Below are 13,979 nucleotides of genomic sequence, written 5' to 3'. Positions count from 1 at the left end.
TCCCCTTATTTCTGTTGAGTTTGTTTCTTGATTTTTAGTGTAAGCAAAGCGGGTGCTGGATGGCCTGCCGACACAATAAGAGCCGCTTTATAACAAGGGCTCAAAAATTGTGTCAAGGAAGCCCCCCGGCTAATGCGTGCTGATTCGCTCCTTGGAATCAGACTCGCGCTTGTCATCCGTTGCAACCATCTCGGGAGCCGCATCGGGCAAGGGCTCCGGGGCGTATTGCAGCGCAATTTGCAGGACCTCGTCAATCCATTTAACCGGTTTAATCTGCAGGTCTTGCTTAATATTTTCCGGAATTTCTTTCAGGTCGCGCACATTTTCTTCGGGAATGATCACGGTCTTGATGCCACCCCGGTGAGCGGCCAGAAGTTTTTCCTTCAGACCACCGATGGCCAGTACCTGACCACGCAGGGTGATTTCACCGGTCATGGCGACATCGGCGCGCACCGGAATCTGCGTCAGCGCCGAGACCAGCGCCGTGCACAGACCGATACCGGCACTCGGGCCATCCTTGGGCGTGGCGCCCTCGGGCATATGGATATGAACGTCGCGCTTCTCGTTGAAATCGGCGGGGATCCCCAGGCTCTTGGCACGGCTGCGCACCACGGTCATGGCGGCGGTCATGGACTCGGCCATGACATCGCCCAGCGAACCGGTCTTGATCAGATTGCCCTTGCCCGGCACCACGGCAGTCTCGATGGTCAGCAGCTCGCCGCCCACCTGGGTCCAGGCCAGCCCGGTGACCTGACCGATCTGATCCTGCTGCTCGGCCAGACCATAGCGGTGCTTGCGCACGCCGAGGAAGTGCTCGAGCGACTCGGCCGTCACCCGCACCTGGAAGCGCTTCTCGCTGGCGTGCTCCTTGACTGCCTTGCGGCAGACCTTGGCAATTTGCCGCTCCAGGCTGCGCACGCCCGCCTCGCGGGTGTAGTAACGGATGATGTCGCGAATCGCCGCCTCGTCGAACTCCAGCTCGCCCTTCTTCAGGCCATTGGCCTTGATCTGCTTGGGCGCCAGGTACTTGATGGCGATATTGACCTTCTCGTCCTCGGTGTAACCCGGCAGGCGAATGACTTCCATGCGGTCCAGCAGCGGGCCGGGGATGTTCATCGAGTTGGCGGTGCAGAGGAACATCACGTCAGAGAGGTCGTAGTCGACTTCCAGATAGTGATCGTTGAAATTGTGGTTCTGCTCCGGATCGAGCACCTCGAGCAGCGCGGACGCAGGATCGCCGCGCATGTCCTGGCCCATCTTGTCAATCTCGTCGAGCAAAAACAGCGGGTTGCGCACGCCGACCTTGGTCATCTTCTGGATCAGGCGCCCCGGCATCGAGCCGATGTAGGTGCGGCGGTGGCCGCGAATCTCGGCCTCGTCACGCACGCCGCCCAGGGCCATGCGCACGAACTTGCGGTTGGTGGCGGTGGCGATGGACTCGGCCAGCGAGGTCTTGCCCACGCCGGGTGGGCCAACCAGGCACAGCACCGGGCCCTTGAGCTTCTTCACCCGCTTCTGCACGGCGAGGTACTCGAGGATGCGCTCCTTGACCTCCTCCAGGCCGTAATGGTCGGCATCGAGAATGCTCTCGGCCCGCGCCAGATCCAGGCGCACCTTGCTCTCGGCCTTCCACGGCACGTTCACCAGCCAATCGATGTAGGATCGCACGACGGTAGCTTCGGCGGACATCGGCGACATCTGCTTGAGCTTGTTCAGCTCGGCATTGGCCTTGGTCAGCGCCTCCTTGGTCAGGCCGGCGTTGTCGATGCGCTTCTTCAGCTCGTCGATCTCGTTATGGCCTTCGTCGATGTCGCCCAGCTCCTTCTGAATGGCCTTCATCTGCTCATTCAGGTAGTACTCGCGCTGGCTGCGCTCCATCTGCTTTTTCACGCGGCCGCGGATGCGCTTCTCCACCTGCAGCAGGTCGATCTCGGCATCCAGCAGCGCCAGTACGTGCTCGACACGCGCGGACAGGGAGGTGATCTCGAGGATCTCCTGCTTCTGCTCGATCTTCAGCGCCATGTGCGCGGCCATGGTGTCGACCAGGCGGCTGGGCTCGTCGATGCTGTTGAGCGAGGAAAGCACTTCAGCCGGCACCTTCTTGCCCAGTTGCACGTACTGCTCGAACTGGCTCAGCAGGCTACGGGTAAAGACTTCCGACTCACGCTCTACGCTCTCGCCCTCCTCGATCAGCTGCACTTCGGCGCGGCAGTGGTCGTCGAGCTCGATGAAACGCTCGATGGAGCCGCGCTGCTCGCCCTCGACCAGTACCTTGACGGTGCCGTCGGGCAGCTTGAGCAGTTGCAGGACCGTGGCCACGGTGCCTACGCGATACAGATCCTGATCATCCGGATCATCGACGGCCGGGTTCTTCTGGGCCACCAGCAGAATCTGCTTGTCGCCCGTCATCGCTGCCTCGAGGGCCTCGATGGATTTCTCACGCCCGACGAAAAGCGGGATGACCATGTGCGGATACACCACTACATCGCGCAATGGCAGGAGAGGCAATTCGATGGTTGTCTTCATGATTTCGGCTCAGCGGCGGCCATAAGGCCGTAAACAGGCGGGATTACCCTTGGCTTTTAAGATGGGGGTAGCTCCCGTAAAAAACAAGCGCAATGTCCAGAAAAGCGAAGGGGCCCAAAGGGCCCCTTGTTTGCATCGTGTAACAGCCGTCAGGCGTCTGGCGCGGCCTTCGCCGGCGGCTCGCTGTTTTCGTAGATCAGCAGCGGCTTGGACGAACCTTCGATGACGCTCTCGTCGATCACCACCTTGCTCACGTCCTGCTGGGACGGGATTTCGTACATGGTGTCGAGCAGAATGCCCTCGAGGATCGAACGCAGGCCGCGGGCGCCGGTCTTGCGCTCCAACGCCTTCTGCGCCACGGATTTCAGCGCATCGGAGCGGAACTCCAGATCCACGCCTTCCATTTCGAACAGCTTGGCGTACTGCTTGGTCAGCGCGTTCTTCGGCTCGGTAAGAATCTGCACCAGCGCAGCCTCGTCCAGCTCCTCCAGGGTCGCGATCACCGGCAGACGACCGACGAACTCGGGGATCAGACCGAACTTGACCAGATCATCCGGCTCCACTTCACGCAGGGACTCGCCGATCTTCTTGCCTTCCTGCTTGCTGCGCACTTCCGCACCGAAACCGATGCCGCCCTTGGTCGAGCGCGCCTGGATGACTTTCTCCAGGCCGGCGAACGCGCCGCCACAGATGAACAGGATGTTGCGCGTATCGACCTGCAGGAACTCCTGCTGCGGATGCTTGCGTCCGCCCTGCGGCGGAACCGAGGCCACGGTACCCTCGATCAGCTTGAGCAGCGCCTGCTGCACGCCCTCGCCCGAGACGTCACGGGTAATCGACGGGTTGTCGGATTTGCGCGAGATCTTGTCGATTTCGTCGATGTAGACGATACCCATCTGGGCCTTCTCGACATCGTAATCGCACTTCTGCAGCAGCTTCTGGATGATGTTCTCGACGTCCTCACCCACGTAACCGGCTTCGGTCAGGGTGGTGGCATCGGCGATGGTGAACGGTACGTTGAGCAGGCGCGCAAGCGTTTCGGCCAGCAGCGTCTTGCCCGAACCGGTCGGACCGATCAGCAGGATATTGCTCTTGCCCAGCTCGACGTCATCTTTCTTGTCGCGCTGGTTGAGACGCTTGTAGTGGTTGTACACCGCTACCGACAGCACCTTCTTGGCGCGCTCCTGGCCGATGACGTACTGATCGAGGATGGCGCTGATTTCCTTGGGTGCCGGGAGTTTGTGCGCGTTGCTCTCGGCCTGGGCTTCCTGCACCTCCTCGCGGATGATGTCGTTGCACAGGTCGACGCATTCGTCGCAGATGAAGACGGAAGGACCGGCGATCAACTTGCGCACTTCATGCTGGCTTTTGCCGCAGAAGGAGCAATAAAGCAGTTTGCCGTTGTCCTCACCGTTACGGGTGTCAGTCATTCGATCAATCCAATACGGTAGGCTTGAAACACAAGATGAAGGCAAATGCGGGCATTTTCAAGGGCGCAGGTCGCGTCAGTGAAGGATGCCCGCAGCCGGCGCCTCATCTAGACCGGCATTTGACGCTTTTCGTGCACGGCATCGACGATGCCGTACTCCACGGCGCGCGAAGCGCTCATGAAATTGTCGCGGTTGGTATCGCGCTCGATGGTTTCCAGGCTCTGACCGGTGTGATGAGCCAGCAGTTCGTTCAGACGCTCACGGATGAAGAGGATTTCCTTGGCATGGATCTCGATGTCCGAGGCCTGGCCCTGGAAGCCGCCCAGCGGTTGGTGAATCATCACGCGCGAGTTCGGCAGGCAGAAACGCTTGCCCTTGGCGCCGCCAGCCAGCAGGAAGGCACCCATGCTGCAGGCCTGACCGATGCAGGTGGTGGACACGTCCGCCTTGATGAACTGCATGGTGTCGTAGATCGCCATGCCGGCAGTCACCGAACCACCCGGGGAGTTGATGTACAGGTGGATGTCCTTGTCCGGGTTCTCCGCTTCCAGGAACAGCAACTGGGCGCAGATCAGGTTGGCCATGTAGTCCTCGACCTGGCCGACCAGGAAGATCACACGCTCCTTGAGCAGGCGCGAGTAGATGTCATAGGCACGCTCGCCACGAGCGGACTGCTCGATGACCATCGGCACCAGGCCGCCAGCGGCCTGGATTTCAGGCATGTTTTGCATAAAAGGATTGCGGGACATGTCTTGCGCTCACTCCCTAATAGTCATGTCTCAAATACGCATAAGCCAGCACTGAGGCTGGCTTATGGTGGTGTACTCGAACGAGGTTGCCAGATCAGTCGGCTTTAGGAGCTTCCGCCGGCTTGACTGCGTCTTCGTAGGAAACCGCTTTATCGGTCACGTTGGCCTTCTGCAGAACAGTATCTACAACTTGCTCTTCCAGTACAACCGAACGCACTTCGTTCATCTGCTGGTCGTTCTTGTAGTACCAGGCCACGACCTGCTCGGGCTCCTGGTAAGCCGAAGCCATTTCCTCGATCAGCTCGCGAACGCGGGCTTCGTCAGGCTTCAGCTCGAACTGCTTGACCACCTCGGCGACGATCAGGCCCAGTACGACGCGGCGCTTGGCCTGCTCTTCGAACAGCTCGGCCGGCAGTTGATCGGGCTTGATGTTGCCACCGAACTGCTGAACGGCCTGCACGCGCAGACGATTCACTTCGTTGCCGATCAGCGCCTTGGGCACTTCGACCGGGTTGGCAGCCAGCAGGCCGTCCATTACCTGGTTCTTGACCTTGGACTTGATGGCCTGACGCAGTTCGCGCTCCATGTTCTTGCGAACTTCGGCGCGGAAGCCTTCCAGACCGCCTTCCTTGATGCCGAACAGAGCGAAGAATTCGTCGTTCAGCTCAGGCAGCTGCGGCGCGGAAACGCTGTTCACGGTAACGGTGAACTCGGCGGTTTTGCCGGCCAGGTCGAGATTCTGGTAGTCCTCGGGGAAGGTCGGGTTGATCACGCGCTCTTCGCCAGCCTTGACGCCAACCAGGGCATCTTCGAAGCCCGGGATCATGCGGCCGGAGCCCAGTACCAGCTGGGTGCCCTTGGCGCTGCCGCCAGCGAAGGCTTCGCCGTCGATCTTGCCGATGAAATCGATGTTCAACTGGTCGCCATTCTCGGCAGCGCGCTCGACCGCCTCGAAACGGGTGTTCTGCTTGCGCAGGATGTCCAGCATGTTGTCGACGTCGCTGTCGGCCACTTCAGCCTGCAGACGCTCGATGGCGATGGAGTCGAAGCCGGTGACCTCGAACTCGGGGAATACTTCGAAAGTGGCGACGTACTCCAGGTCCTTGCCCTTTTCGAAGGACTTCGGCTCGACAGCCGGAGCACCGGCCGGATTCAGCTTCTGCTCGACCACGGCTTCGTAGAAGGTAGCCTGGATCAGGTCGCCCAGCGCTTCCTGACGAGCGGCGTCTTCGTAACGCTGACGGATGACGCTCATCGGCACCTTGCCAGGACGGAAGCCAGGGACCTTGGCACGACGGGCAGTCTGCTGCAGACGCTTGTTGACTTCAGTCTCGATGCGCTCGACGGGGACGCCGACGGTCATGCGGCGCTCAAGAGCAGAAGTGCTTTCAACAGAAACTTGCATGGATATTCCTCGTTGCACAGACATAAGCCGGCTCGAACCGGCCCCGAATTCAAGGCCAAGCATTCTAGAGGGTCAATATGAAGAAGTCACCCTAGAAGCAGGCGGCAATCGGGGGGATTTGTAAGATGGTGCGGACGGAGAGACTCGAACTCTCACACCTTGCGGCGCCAGAACCTAAATCTGGTGTGTCTACCAATTTCACCACGTCCGCGTGGTTTGAAGCTTAAAACAAAAACGCCAGGCTTTGGGCCTGGCGTTCTGGAATATGGGGTGGACGATGGGAATCGAACCCACGACACCAGGAGCCACAATCCTGTGCTCTACCAACTGAGCTACGCCCACCATATTGCATTGCTTACTCAAATTGCCTGACCGCCAAATGGCGCACCCGGCAGGACTCGAACCTGCGACCATCCGCTTAGAAGGCGGATGCTCTATCCAGCTGAGCTACGGGCGCTTATCCATCCGCTAGCGCAGACTTACAAGCTTTCGACTCCGGCCTTGCCACGAGGGCTTGGCTTTTGCCGTCTCACCCAGCGAGTGGCTGTTCCTGAGAAGCGGGGCGAATGTTATAGACGCCCCCTAACCCCGTCAACATAAATTTTCAAAAAAGTTCAGCGATATAAAGGAGTTACGCGAAATCGACGGCAGGCGCCTTTGCCCAAGTGAGCACCCATGCGAGAATGCGCGTCCTTTTTTCATCCTTATTAATGGTTAACCAGCGCAATGACCGCACAACTGATCGACGGCAAGGCGATCGCCGCCAGCCTCCGCCAGCAGATTGCCCAACGTGTCGCCGAACGCCGCCAGCAAGGCCTTCGCGCGCCAGGCCTGGCCGTGATCCTGGTCGGTACCGATCCCGCCTCCCAGGTCTATGTGTCACATAAACGCAAGGATTGCGAAGAAGTCGGCTTCCTCTCCCGCGCCTACGACCTGCCGGCCGAGACCAGCCAGGCCGATCTGCTCGCCTTGATCGACGAGCTCAACGAAGACCCGACCATCGACGGCATCCTGGTGCAGCTGCCGCTGCCCGAACATCTGGACTCCTCCCTGCTGCTCGAGCGTATTCGCCCGGATAAGGATGTGGACGGCTTCCACCCCTACAATATCGGCCGCCTGGCCCAGCGCATGCCGCTGCTGCGCCCGTGCACGCCGAAGGGCATCATGACCCTGCTGGAAAGCACCGGCGCCGATCTGTACGGCATGCATGCCGTAGTCGTGGGCGCCTCCAATATCGTCGGCCGGCCAATGGCCATGGAGCTGCTGCTGGCCGGCTGCACCGTGACCGTCACCCACCGTTTCACCAAGGATCTGGCGGGCCATGTCGGCCAGGCCGACATCGTCGTGGTCGCGGCCGGCAAGCCGGGCCTGGTCAAGGGCGAGTGGATCAAGGAAGGCGCCATCGTCATCGACGTCGGCATCAACCGCCAGGAAGACGGCAAGCTGGTCGGCGACGTGGTGTACGAGACCGCCCTGCCCCGCGCCGGCTGGATCACCCCGGTGCCGGGCGGCGTCGGCCCGATGACCCGCGCAGGCCTCTTGGAAAACACCCTGCACGCGGCCGAACATCTGCATAAATAAGCGGTACGGCTGAATGAAAAACGGCACCCTAGGGTGCCGTTTTTTATCGCGGCTGAAGCCGCTCCCACAGGGAAGGAAGCCCCTCGTGGGAGGGGCTTCAGCCGCGACTGCGTTCTTTCTTCAGTTGCGCGCCTGCTCCCAGGATTTGAGCAGCTCGTCGTAGGCGATGGTTTCGCCCTGCGGCTTCTCGTTGGCCAGCTTGGGCTTGGGCGCACCGGGCTGATCGAACCAGTATTGCGGATCACGCGGCTCGTTCAGCTTGGGCCCACACTCGCCCAGCACACCGGAGCGCTCCAGACGACCGAGCATGGTGTCCTGCGCTGCGGCCAGGCCATCGAGCGCCTGCTGCGGGGTCTTGTCGCCACTGGCGGCCTCGGCGATGAACTGCCACCACAGCTGGGCCAGACGCGGATAATCCGGCACGTTGGTACCGGTCGGCGTCCACTGCACGCGCGCCGGGCTGCGGTAGAACTCCACCAGCCCGCCGAGCTTGGTCGCGGCGTCGGTCATGGCCTGGGAGTTGATGTCCGACTCGCGGATCGGCGTCAGGCCGACCAGGGTCTTCTTCAGCGACACGGTCTTGGAAGTGACGAACTGCGCGTAGAGCCAGGCGGCCAGACGCTGCTTCTCCGGGGTGGACTTGAGGAAGGTCCAGGAACCGGCGTCCTGATAGCCGAGCTTCATGCCCTCCTCCCAGTACGGTCCTTTCGGCGAAGGCGCCATGCGCCATTTCGGCGTACCGTCTTCGTTGACCACTGGCAGGCCCGGCTTGGTCATGTCGGCGGTAAAGGCGGTGTACCAGAAAATCTGTTGAGCGATGGCACCCTGCGCCGGCACCGGCCCTGCCTCGGAGAAGGTCATGCCCTGGGCTTCCGGCGGCGCGTACTGGCGCATCCAGTCGACGTACTTCTGCGTCGCGAACACCGCCGCCGGGCCGTTGGTGTCGCCGCCGCGGGCAACGCTGGAGCCCACCGGACGGCAGCCGTCGACGCGAATGCCCCACTCGTCGACCGGCAACCCGTTTGGCAGGCCCTTGTCGCCGCCACCGGCCATGGAGAACCAGGCGTCGGTGAAGCGCCAGCCCAGCGACGGGTCCTTCTTGCCGTAGTCCATATGGCCGTAGACGCGCTGACCGTCGATCTCCTTGACGTGCTTGGAGAAGAACTCGGCGATGTCCTCATAGGCCGACCAGTTGACCGGCACGCCCAGCTCGTAGCCGTAGATTTCCTTGAACTTGGCCTTCAGCTCCGGACGCTCGAACCAGTCGGCGCGGAACCAGTAGAGGTTGGCGAACTGCTGGTCGGGCAACTGGTAGATCTTCTTGTCCGGGCCGGTGGTGAAGGAAATGCCGATGAAATCGTCGAGATCCAGGGTCGGTGAAGTGAAGTCCTTGGCCTCGCCCTCGATCATGTCGCTGATCGCCACCGCCTTGCCGTAGCGCGCGTGGGTGCCGATCAGGTCGGAGTCGTTGACCCAGCCGTCGTAGATGTTCTTGTCCGACTGCATCTGCGTCTGCAACTTCTCGACCACGTCGCCTTCCTGCAACAGGTCGTGCTTGAGCTTGATCCCGGTGATCTCGCTGAACGCCTTGGCCAGCACCTTGGACTCGTACTCGTGGGTGGTGATGGTTTCCGACACTACGCTGATGTTCATGCCGCGAAACGGCTCGGCGGCCTTGATGAACCATTTCAGCTCTTCGAGTTGCTGTTCGGGCGCCAGGGTCGAGGGGTTGAACTCCTCGGCGATCCATTTCTTCGCGGCCTCTTCATAGGCATCCGCCCAGGCCGCACCGCTCAAACCGGACAACGCCAGCAAGGCGGCCAACGCCATGCTATGTCGGGTCTTGTTGTTATTGTCGAACATAGAGACCTCCATCTCAGGATTTGGGGAGAGGCATACCGGCGGCAGCCCGGCTCAGCCCCAGCGCATGACTGCGCACAACCACAACAGCGATAGCAGCGAGGCTATCCACACGCTCCAGTCGGTCACGCCTATCACCAGCAGGTGCAGGTAGGCGCTGCCGAGCAGACCGATGAACAACCGATCACCCCGGGTGGTGGTGATCGGCAGAAAACCCTTGCGCTCGACGCACGGCCAGCGCAGCTCGACCAGCGTCATGCCGGCCAGCAGCACGGCGATGCCGGCGAAGAACAGCGCGGTCGGTAGAGTCCAGGCCATCCAGCTCATGACGAACCTCCCTTACACACGACCGAGGGCGAAGCCCTTGGCCACATGGTTGCGAACGAACCAGATCACCAGCATCCCCGGGATGATGGTCAGCACCCCGGCAGCGGCCAGCACGCCCCAGTCGATGCCCGAGGCGGACACGGTACGGGTCATCACCGCGGCGATGGGCTTGGCGTCCACCGAGGTTAGGGTGCGCGCCAGCAGCAGCTCGACCCACGAGAACATGAAGCAGAAGAAGGCCGTGACGCCGATGCCGGAGCGGATCAGCGGGATGAAGATCTTCACGAAGAATTTCGGAAAGCTGTAACCGTCGATATAGGCCGTCTCGTCGATTTCCTTCGGCACGCTGGACATGAAGCCCTCGAGAATCCACACCGCCAGCGGCACGTTGAACAGGCAGTGAGCCAGTGCCACGGCGATATGGGTGTCGAACAGGCCGATGGACGAATAGAGCTGGAAGAACGGCAGCAGGAACACCGCCGGCGGCGCCATGCGGTTGGTCAGCAGCCAGAAGAACAGGTGCTTGTCGCCGAGGAAGCGGTAGCGCGAGAAGGCATAGGCCGCCGGCAGCGCCACGCTGAGCGAGATCAGGGTGTTGAGGCTGACGTAGTACAGCGAATTGAGGTAGCCCTCGTACCAGCTGCGGTCGGTGAAGATCACCCGGTAGTTGTCCAGGGTGAAACTCTGCGGCCACAGGCTGAGGCCGCCGAGGATCTCGGTATTGCTCTTGAACGACATGTTCAGCAGCCAGTAGATCGGCACCAGCAGGAACAGGAAATAGATCAGCAGCACCAGGCGTTTGCGTAGCGTCATGGTCGGCCTCAGCGGGTTTTGTCGTCGTGGGTCATGGCGGTGTAGAACAGCCAGGACACCAGCAGGATGATCAGGAAGTACACCAGCGAGAACGCCGCGGCCGGGCCCAGATCGAACTGGCCGATGGCCATTTGCGTCAGGGTCTGGCTGAGGAAGGTGGTGGCGTTGCCCGGCCCGCCGCCGGTGAGCACGAACGGCTCGGTGTAGATCATGAAACTGTCCATGAAGCGCAGCATCACCGCGATCAGCAGCACGCTTTTCAGCTTGGGCAACTGGATATGGCGGAACACTGCCCAGTTCGAGGCACGATCGATGCGCGCGGCCTGATAATAGACGTCGGGAATGGCGCGCAGGCCGGAGTAGCACAACAGCGCCACCAGCGATGTCCAGTGCCAGACGTCCATGATCAGCACCGTGACCCAGGCATTCATGGTGTTGGAGGCATAGTTGTAGCTGATGCCCAGCTTGTTCAGCACCCAGCCCATCAGACCGATGTCGGCGCGGCCGAAGATCTGCCAGATGGTGCCGACCACGTTCCACGGGATCAGCAGCGGAATGGCCATCAGGATCAGGCACAGCGACGCCCAGCGTCCGCGTGTCGGCATGCACAGGGCGATGGCGATGCCCAGCGGGATCTGGATCAGCAGCACGCAGGCGGAAAAGATGAACTGGCGCAACAGCGAGTCGTGCAGGCGCGGGTCCTGCAGCACCTGACGATACCAGTCGACGCCGACGAAGTAGCGCGTGGACGGGTCGAAGATGTCCTGCACCGAGTAGTTGACCACCGTCATCATCGGCACGATGGCGCTGAACGCCACCAGCAGGAACACCGGCAGCACCAGCCACCAGGCCTTGTTGTTCTGCACCTTCATGGCGTCACCTCCACCAGGTAGTCGTCGGCATAGAGCATCAGCCACTGCGCCGGGAAGCTCAGGTAGACCTGCTCGCGCGGCACCGGCTGGTCTTCCTGCAGGCGCGCCTTGAGCACCTGACCGTCGAGGTCGAAGGTGAGGATCTTGTAGGTGCCGAGGTCCTCGACGTGCAGCACGCGGGCGCACAGCGCGTCTTCATAGGCGCCGTCCCAGATGTGCACGAACTCGGGGCGGATGCCCGCCTGCAGGCGCTTGCCGTCCAGTTCGGCGAGGCGCTGGTTGAGCGCGTCGGACAGCGGCAGGACCGTCCCGGCGAACCGCACCCCGCCCTCGCAGCGCTGCACGTCGATCAGGTTCATGCCGGGGCTGCCAATGAAGTAGCCGACGAAGGTGTGCCCGGGGCGTTCGAACAGCTCGCGCGGCGTGCCGAACTGGACGATCTGCCCGCCGTACATCACCGCGATCTTGTCGGCGAAGGTAGAGGCCTCCAGCTGATCGTGGGTGACGTAGACCATGGTGATGTTGAACTGCTCGTGGATCTGCTTGAGCTTGCGCCGCAGCTTCCACTTCAGGTGCGGGTCGATCACCGTCAGCGGTTCGTCGAAGAGAATCGCCGAGACGTCGTCACGCACCAGCCCGCGGCCCATGGAGACCTTCTGCTTCTCGTCGGCGGTGAGGTTGCGCGCCTTCTTGTGCAGCAGCGGGTGCAGCTCCAGCACCTCGGCGATCTCGTGCACCTTGCTCATCACCCGCGCTTCGTCCATGCCCTGGTTGCGCAGCGGGAAGGCCAGGTTGTCGAACACCGTCATGGTGTCGTAGACCACCGGAAACTGGAAAACCTGGGCGATGTTGCGCTGCTGCGGCGACAGCGTGTTGACCGCTTTGCCGTCGAACTGCACCTCGCCCTGCGACGGGCTGAGCAGGCCGGAGATGATGTTGAGCAACGTCGACTTGCCGCAGCCCGACGGCCCCAGCAGCGCGTAGGCGCCGCCCTGCTGCCAGACATGGTTCATCTCGCGAATCGCGTAGTCTTCCGGCGCTTTCGGCGTGCCGCTGTAGCTGTGCGCCAGGTTGTGCAGACGAATCTCGGCCATCAGGCGGCCCTCCCCTGACGGCGACTGGGCGCCTGCACCAATTGCCCATCGGCGGCAAAGACGAACAGCTTGTGAGTGGGGATGTAGATCAGGATCGGCGTATCCACCGCGTACTCGTGCACGCCCGGCAGGTGCAGCACCAGCACGAACTGCTCGTTGCGCACGTGAAGGAAGGTTTCCGAACCGCTGATCTCGGCCAGCTCGACGGTCACGGCCAGCTCCAGATCATCGTCGTTGGACGGCACCAGGCCGATATGGCTGGGGCGCACGCCAAAGCGGTACTCGCCCTCGGCAATGCCGCACAGATCGGGGTTGAGCGGAAAGTGCACGCAATCGGCGAAGCTCACCTCGGTGCCACTGATACGCCCCGGCATCAGGTTGATCGCAGGTTCCGAGAACAGCTCGGCGGCCAGCACCTGCTGCGGGCGGTGGTAGACCTCGGCGGTCTTGCCGCTCTGCACCACCCGCCCTTCGTGGAGGATGGTGGTGGTACCACCCAGGGCCAGCGCCTCGTTGGGCTCGGTGGTGGCGTAGATGGCGATGGTGTGGCGCGCCTGGAACAGCTCGCGCATCTCCTGGCGCAGCTCCTCGCGCAGCTTGTAGTCGAGGTTGACCAGGGGCTCGTCGAAGAGGATCAAGGACGCGTCCTTGACCAGCGCCCGCGCCATGGCCGTGCGCTGCTGCTGGCCACCGGAGAGTTCCAGCGGGTAGCGCGACAGCAGCTTGTCGATGCGCAGCATGCGCGCGGTGGCCTCGACCTTCTCGACGATCAGCTCCTTGGCCACACCGGCCTGACGCAGCGGCGAGGCGATGTTCTCGAACACCGTCAGGGTCGGGTAGTTGATGAACTGCTGATAGACCATCGACACATTGCGCTGGCGCACCGGCACGCCGGTGACATCGGCGCCGTTCATCAGCACGCGGCCGCTGCTCGGCCGGTCCAGCCCGGCCATCAGGCGCATCAGACTGGTCTTACCGGCCAGAGTGCGGCCGAGCAGAACGTTGAAGGAGCCGGGTTCGAAACTCAGGCAGGCATCGTCAATATGCACCTGGCCATCGACGATACGGGTGACGTGTTCGAGCTTGAGCGACATGGCCTGTCCTTTTTCTTGTCGTGCCATTCGGTTTCGAACACCTACAGCGACAAGCGTGCCAGACCGCCTGAAATCGGAATATCCAACTGATATTCAAGAGAAAAAAGCGCGAGATCGGATTGCCTGGCGATGTTCGACTGAACACTTTTGAACAGTCAGATGTGAACAACTGAACAATTCGTTCGTTGACATTGAACAGTCATGAACGAGACTGGACCAATCGCGACA

The 13,979-nt window shown here is 61.6% G+C and carries 11 protein-coding genes and 3 tRNA genes; 1 reads left to right on the top strand and 13 read right to left on the bottom strand.

The window, feature by feature from the left end; translation table 11 throughout:
- Positions 1-129: 129 nt before the first annotated feature.
- The 7 genes from lon to BLS61_RS05725 all read right to left on the bottom strand — a co-directional run bounded on the left by lon (position 130) and on the right by BLS61_RS05725 (position 6,567).
- Positions 130-2,526: an endopeptidase La gene (gene lon, locus BLS61_RS05755; RefSeq protein WP_090428605.1), complete on the bottom strand. Its 2,397-nt coding sequence runs from the start codon at positions 2,524-2,526 to the stop codon at positions 130-132.
- Positions 2,527-2,675: 149 nt separating this feature from the next.
- Positions 2,676-3,956 carry an ATP-dependent Clp protease ATP-binding subunit ClpX gene (gene clpX / locus BLS61_RS05750; protein ID WP_090428603.1) on the bottom strand — a complete coding sequence of 427 codons (1,281 nt, stop codon included), beginning with the start codon at positions 3,954-3,956 and terminating at the stop codon, positions 2,676-2,678.
- Between the two features lie 107 nt (positions 3,957-4,063).
- Positions 4,064-4,705: an ATP-dependent Clp endopeptidase proteolytic subunit ClpP gene (gene clpP, locus BLS61_RS05745; protein WP_090428600.1), complete on the bottom strand. Its 642-nt coding sequence runs from the start codon at positions 4,703-4,705 to the stop codon at positions 4,064-4,066.
- Between the two features lie 94 nt (positions 4,706-4,799).
- A complete protein-coding gene (tig, locus tag BLS61_RS05740; RefSeq protein ID WP_090428597.1) occupies positions 4,800-6,110 on the bottom strand; it encodes a trigger factor in 1,311 nt (436 codons plus the stop codon).
- A 126-nt stretch (positions 6,111-6,236) separates the two neighbouring features.
- Positions 6,237-6,321, bottom strand: a tRNA-Leu gene (locus BLS61_RS05735).
- A gap of 55 nt (positions 6,322-6,376) precedes the next feature.
- Positions 6,377-6,452: transfer RNA gene (locus BLS61_RS05730), tRNA-His, on the bottom strand.
- Positions 6,453-6,490: 38 nt separating this feature from the next.
- Positions 6,491-6,567: transfer RNA gene (locus BLS61_RS05725), tRNA-Arg, on the bottom strand.
- A gap of 269 nt (positions 6,568-6,836) precedes the next feature.
- On the opposite strand from BLS61_RS05725, the gene folD reads away from it, so the two are divergent.
- Positions 6,837-7,691 carry a bifunctional methylenetetrahydrofolate dehydrogenase/methenyltetrahydrofolate cyclohydrolase FolD gene (gene folD, locus BLS61_RS05720; RefSeq protein ID WP_003239941.1) on the top strand — a complete coding sequence of 285 codons (855 nt, stop codon included), beginning with the start codon at positions 6,837-6,839 and terminating at the stop codon, positions 7,689-7,691.
- Positions 7,692-7,811: 120 nt separating this feature from the next.
- Here folD and BLS61_RS05715 read toward each other — a convergent pair whose 3' ends face one another.
- From BLS61_RS05715 to BLS61_RS05690, 6 genes are read right to left on the bottom strand one after another with little or no spacing between them, the layout of a single operon-like run.
- Positions 7,812-9,554, bottom strand: a complete 1,743-nt coding sequence (locus tag BLS61_RS05715) for an ABC transporter substrate-binding protein (RefSeq protein WP_090428594.1) — start codon at positions 9,552-9,554, stop codon at positions 7,812-7,814.
- Positions 9,555-9,605: 51 nt separating this feature from the next.
- Positions 9,606-9,878: a DUF2160 domain-containing protein gene (locus BLS61_RS05710; protein ID WP_003459912.1), complete on the bottom strand. Its 273-nt coding sequence runs from the start codon at positions 9,876-9,878 to the stop codon at positions 9,606-9,608.
- Between the two features lie 12 nt (positions 9,879-9,890).
- Positions 9,891-10,691 carry a carbohydrate ABC transporter permease gene (locus tag BLS61_RS05705; RefSeq protein ID WP_037000801.1) on the bottom strand — a complete coding sequence of 267 codons (801 nt, stop codon included), beginning with the start codon at positions 10,689-10,691 and terminating at the stop codon, positions 9,891-9,893.
- A gap of 8 nt (positions 10,692-10,699) precedes the next feature.
- Complete coding sequence (locus tag BLS61_RS05700) at positions 10,700-11,563, bottom strand: carbohydrate ABC transporter permease (protein ID WP_090428591.1); 864 nt, start codon at positions 11,561-11,563, stop codon at positions 10,700-10,702.
- Positions 11,560-12,657, bottom strand: a complete 1,098-nt coding sequence (locus BLS61_RS05695; protein ID WP_090428588.1) for an ABC transporter ATP-binding protein — start codon at positions 12,655-12,657, stop codon at positions 11,560-11,562. The genes BLS61_RS05700 and BLS61_RS05695 overlap by 4 nt, the downstream gene beginning before the upstream one ends.
- The gene (locus tag BLS61_RS05690; protein WP_090428585.1) at positions 12,657-13,751 is read right to left on the bottom strand and encodes an ABC transporter ATP-binding protein; all 1,095 of its coding nucleotides are present in this window, start codon (positions 13,749-13,751) and stop codon (positions 12,657-12,659) included. The genes BLS61_RS05695 and BLS61_RS05690 overlap by 1 nt, the downstream gene beginning before the upstream one ends.
- Positions 13,752-13,979: the final 228 nt, after the last annotated feature.

The sequence above is a fragment of the Ectopseudomonas guguanensis genome, from assembly GCF_900104265.1.
Classification (GTDB): Bacteria; Pseudomonadota; Gammaproteobacteria; order Pseudomonadales; family Pseudomonadaceae; genus Aquipseudomonas; species Aquipseudomonas guguanensis.
The sequence above is the reverse complement of the archived record's forward strand: the minus strand, read 5'-3'. Positions and strand labels throughout refer to the sequence as shown.

Excerpts from the sequence above, each read along its gene's own strand:
- lon (WP_090428605.1), bottom strand. The coding sequence starts at position 2,526 with ATGAAGACAACCATCGAATTGCCTCTCCTGCCATTGCGCGATGTAGTG.
- clpX (WP_090428603.1), bottom strand. The coding sequence starts at position 3,956 with ATGACTGACACCCGTAACGGTGAGGACAACGGCAAACTGCTTTATTGC.
- clpP (WP_090428600.1), bottom strand. The coding sequence starts at position 4,705 with ATGTCCCGCAATCCTTTTATGCAAAACATGCCTGAAATCCAGGCCGCT.
- tig (WP_090428597.1), bottom strand. The coding sequence starts at position 6,110 with ATGCAAGTTTCTGTTGAAAGCACTTCTGCTCTTGAGCGCCGCATGACC.
- folD (WP_003239941.1), top strand. The coding sequence starts at position 6,837 with ATGACCGCACAACTGATCGACGGCAAGGCGATCGCCGCCAGCCTCCGC.
- BLS61_RS05715 (WP_090428594.1), bottom strand. The coding sequence starts at position 9,554 with ATGTTCGACAATAACAACAAGACCCGACATAGCATGGCGTTGGCCGCC.
- BLS61_RS05710 (WP_003459912.1), bottom strand. The coding sequence starts at position 9,878 with ATGAGCTGGATGGCCTGGACTCTACCGACCGCGCTGTTCTTCGCCGGC.
- BLS61_RS05705 (WP_037000801.1), bottom strand. The coding sequence starts at position 10,691 with ATGACGCTACGCAAACGCCTGGTGCTGCTGATCTATTTCCTGTTCCTG.
- BLS61_RS05700 (WP_090428591.1), bottom strand. The coding sequence starts at position 11,563 with ATGAAGGTGCAGAACAACAAGGCCTGGTGGCTGGTGCTGCCGGTGTTC.
- BLS61_RS05695 (WP_090428588.1), bottom strand. The coding sequence starts at position 12,657 with ATGGCCGAGATTCGTCTGCACAACCTGGCGCACAGCTACAGCGGCACG.
- BLS61_RS05690 (WP_090428585.1), bottom strand. The coding sequence starts at position 13,751 with ATGTCGCTCAAGCTCGAACACGTCACCCGTATCGTCGATGGCCAGGTG.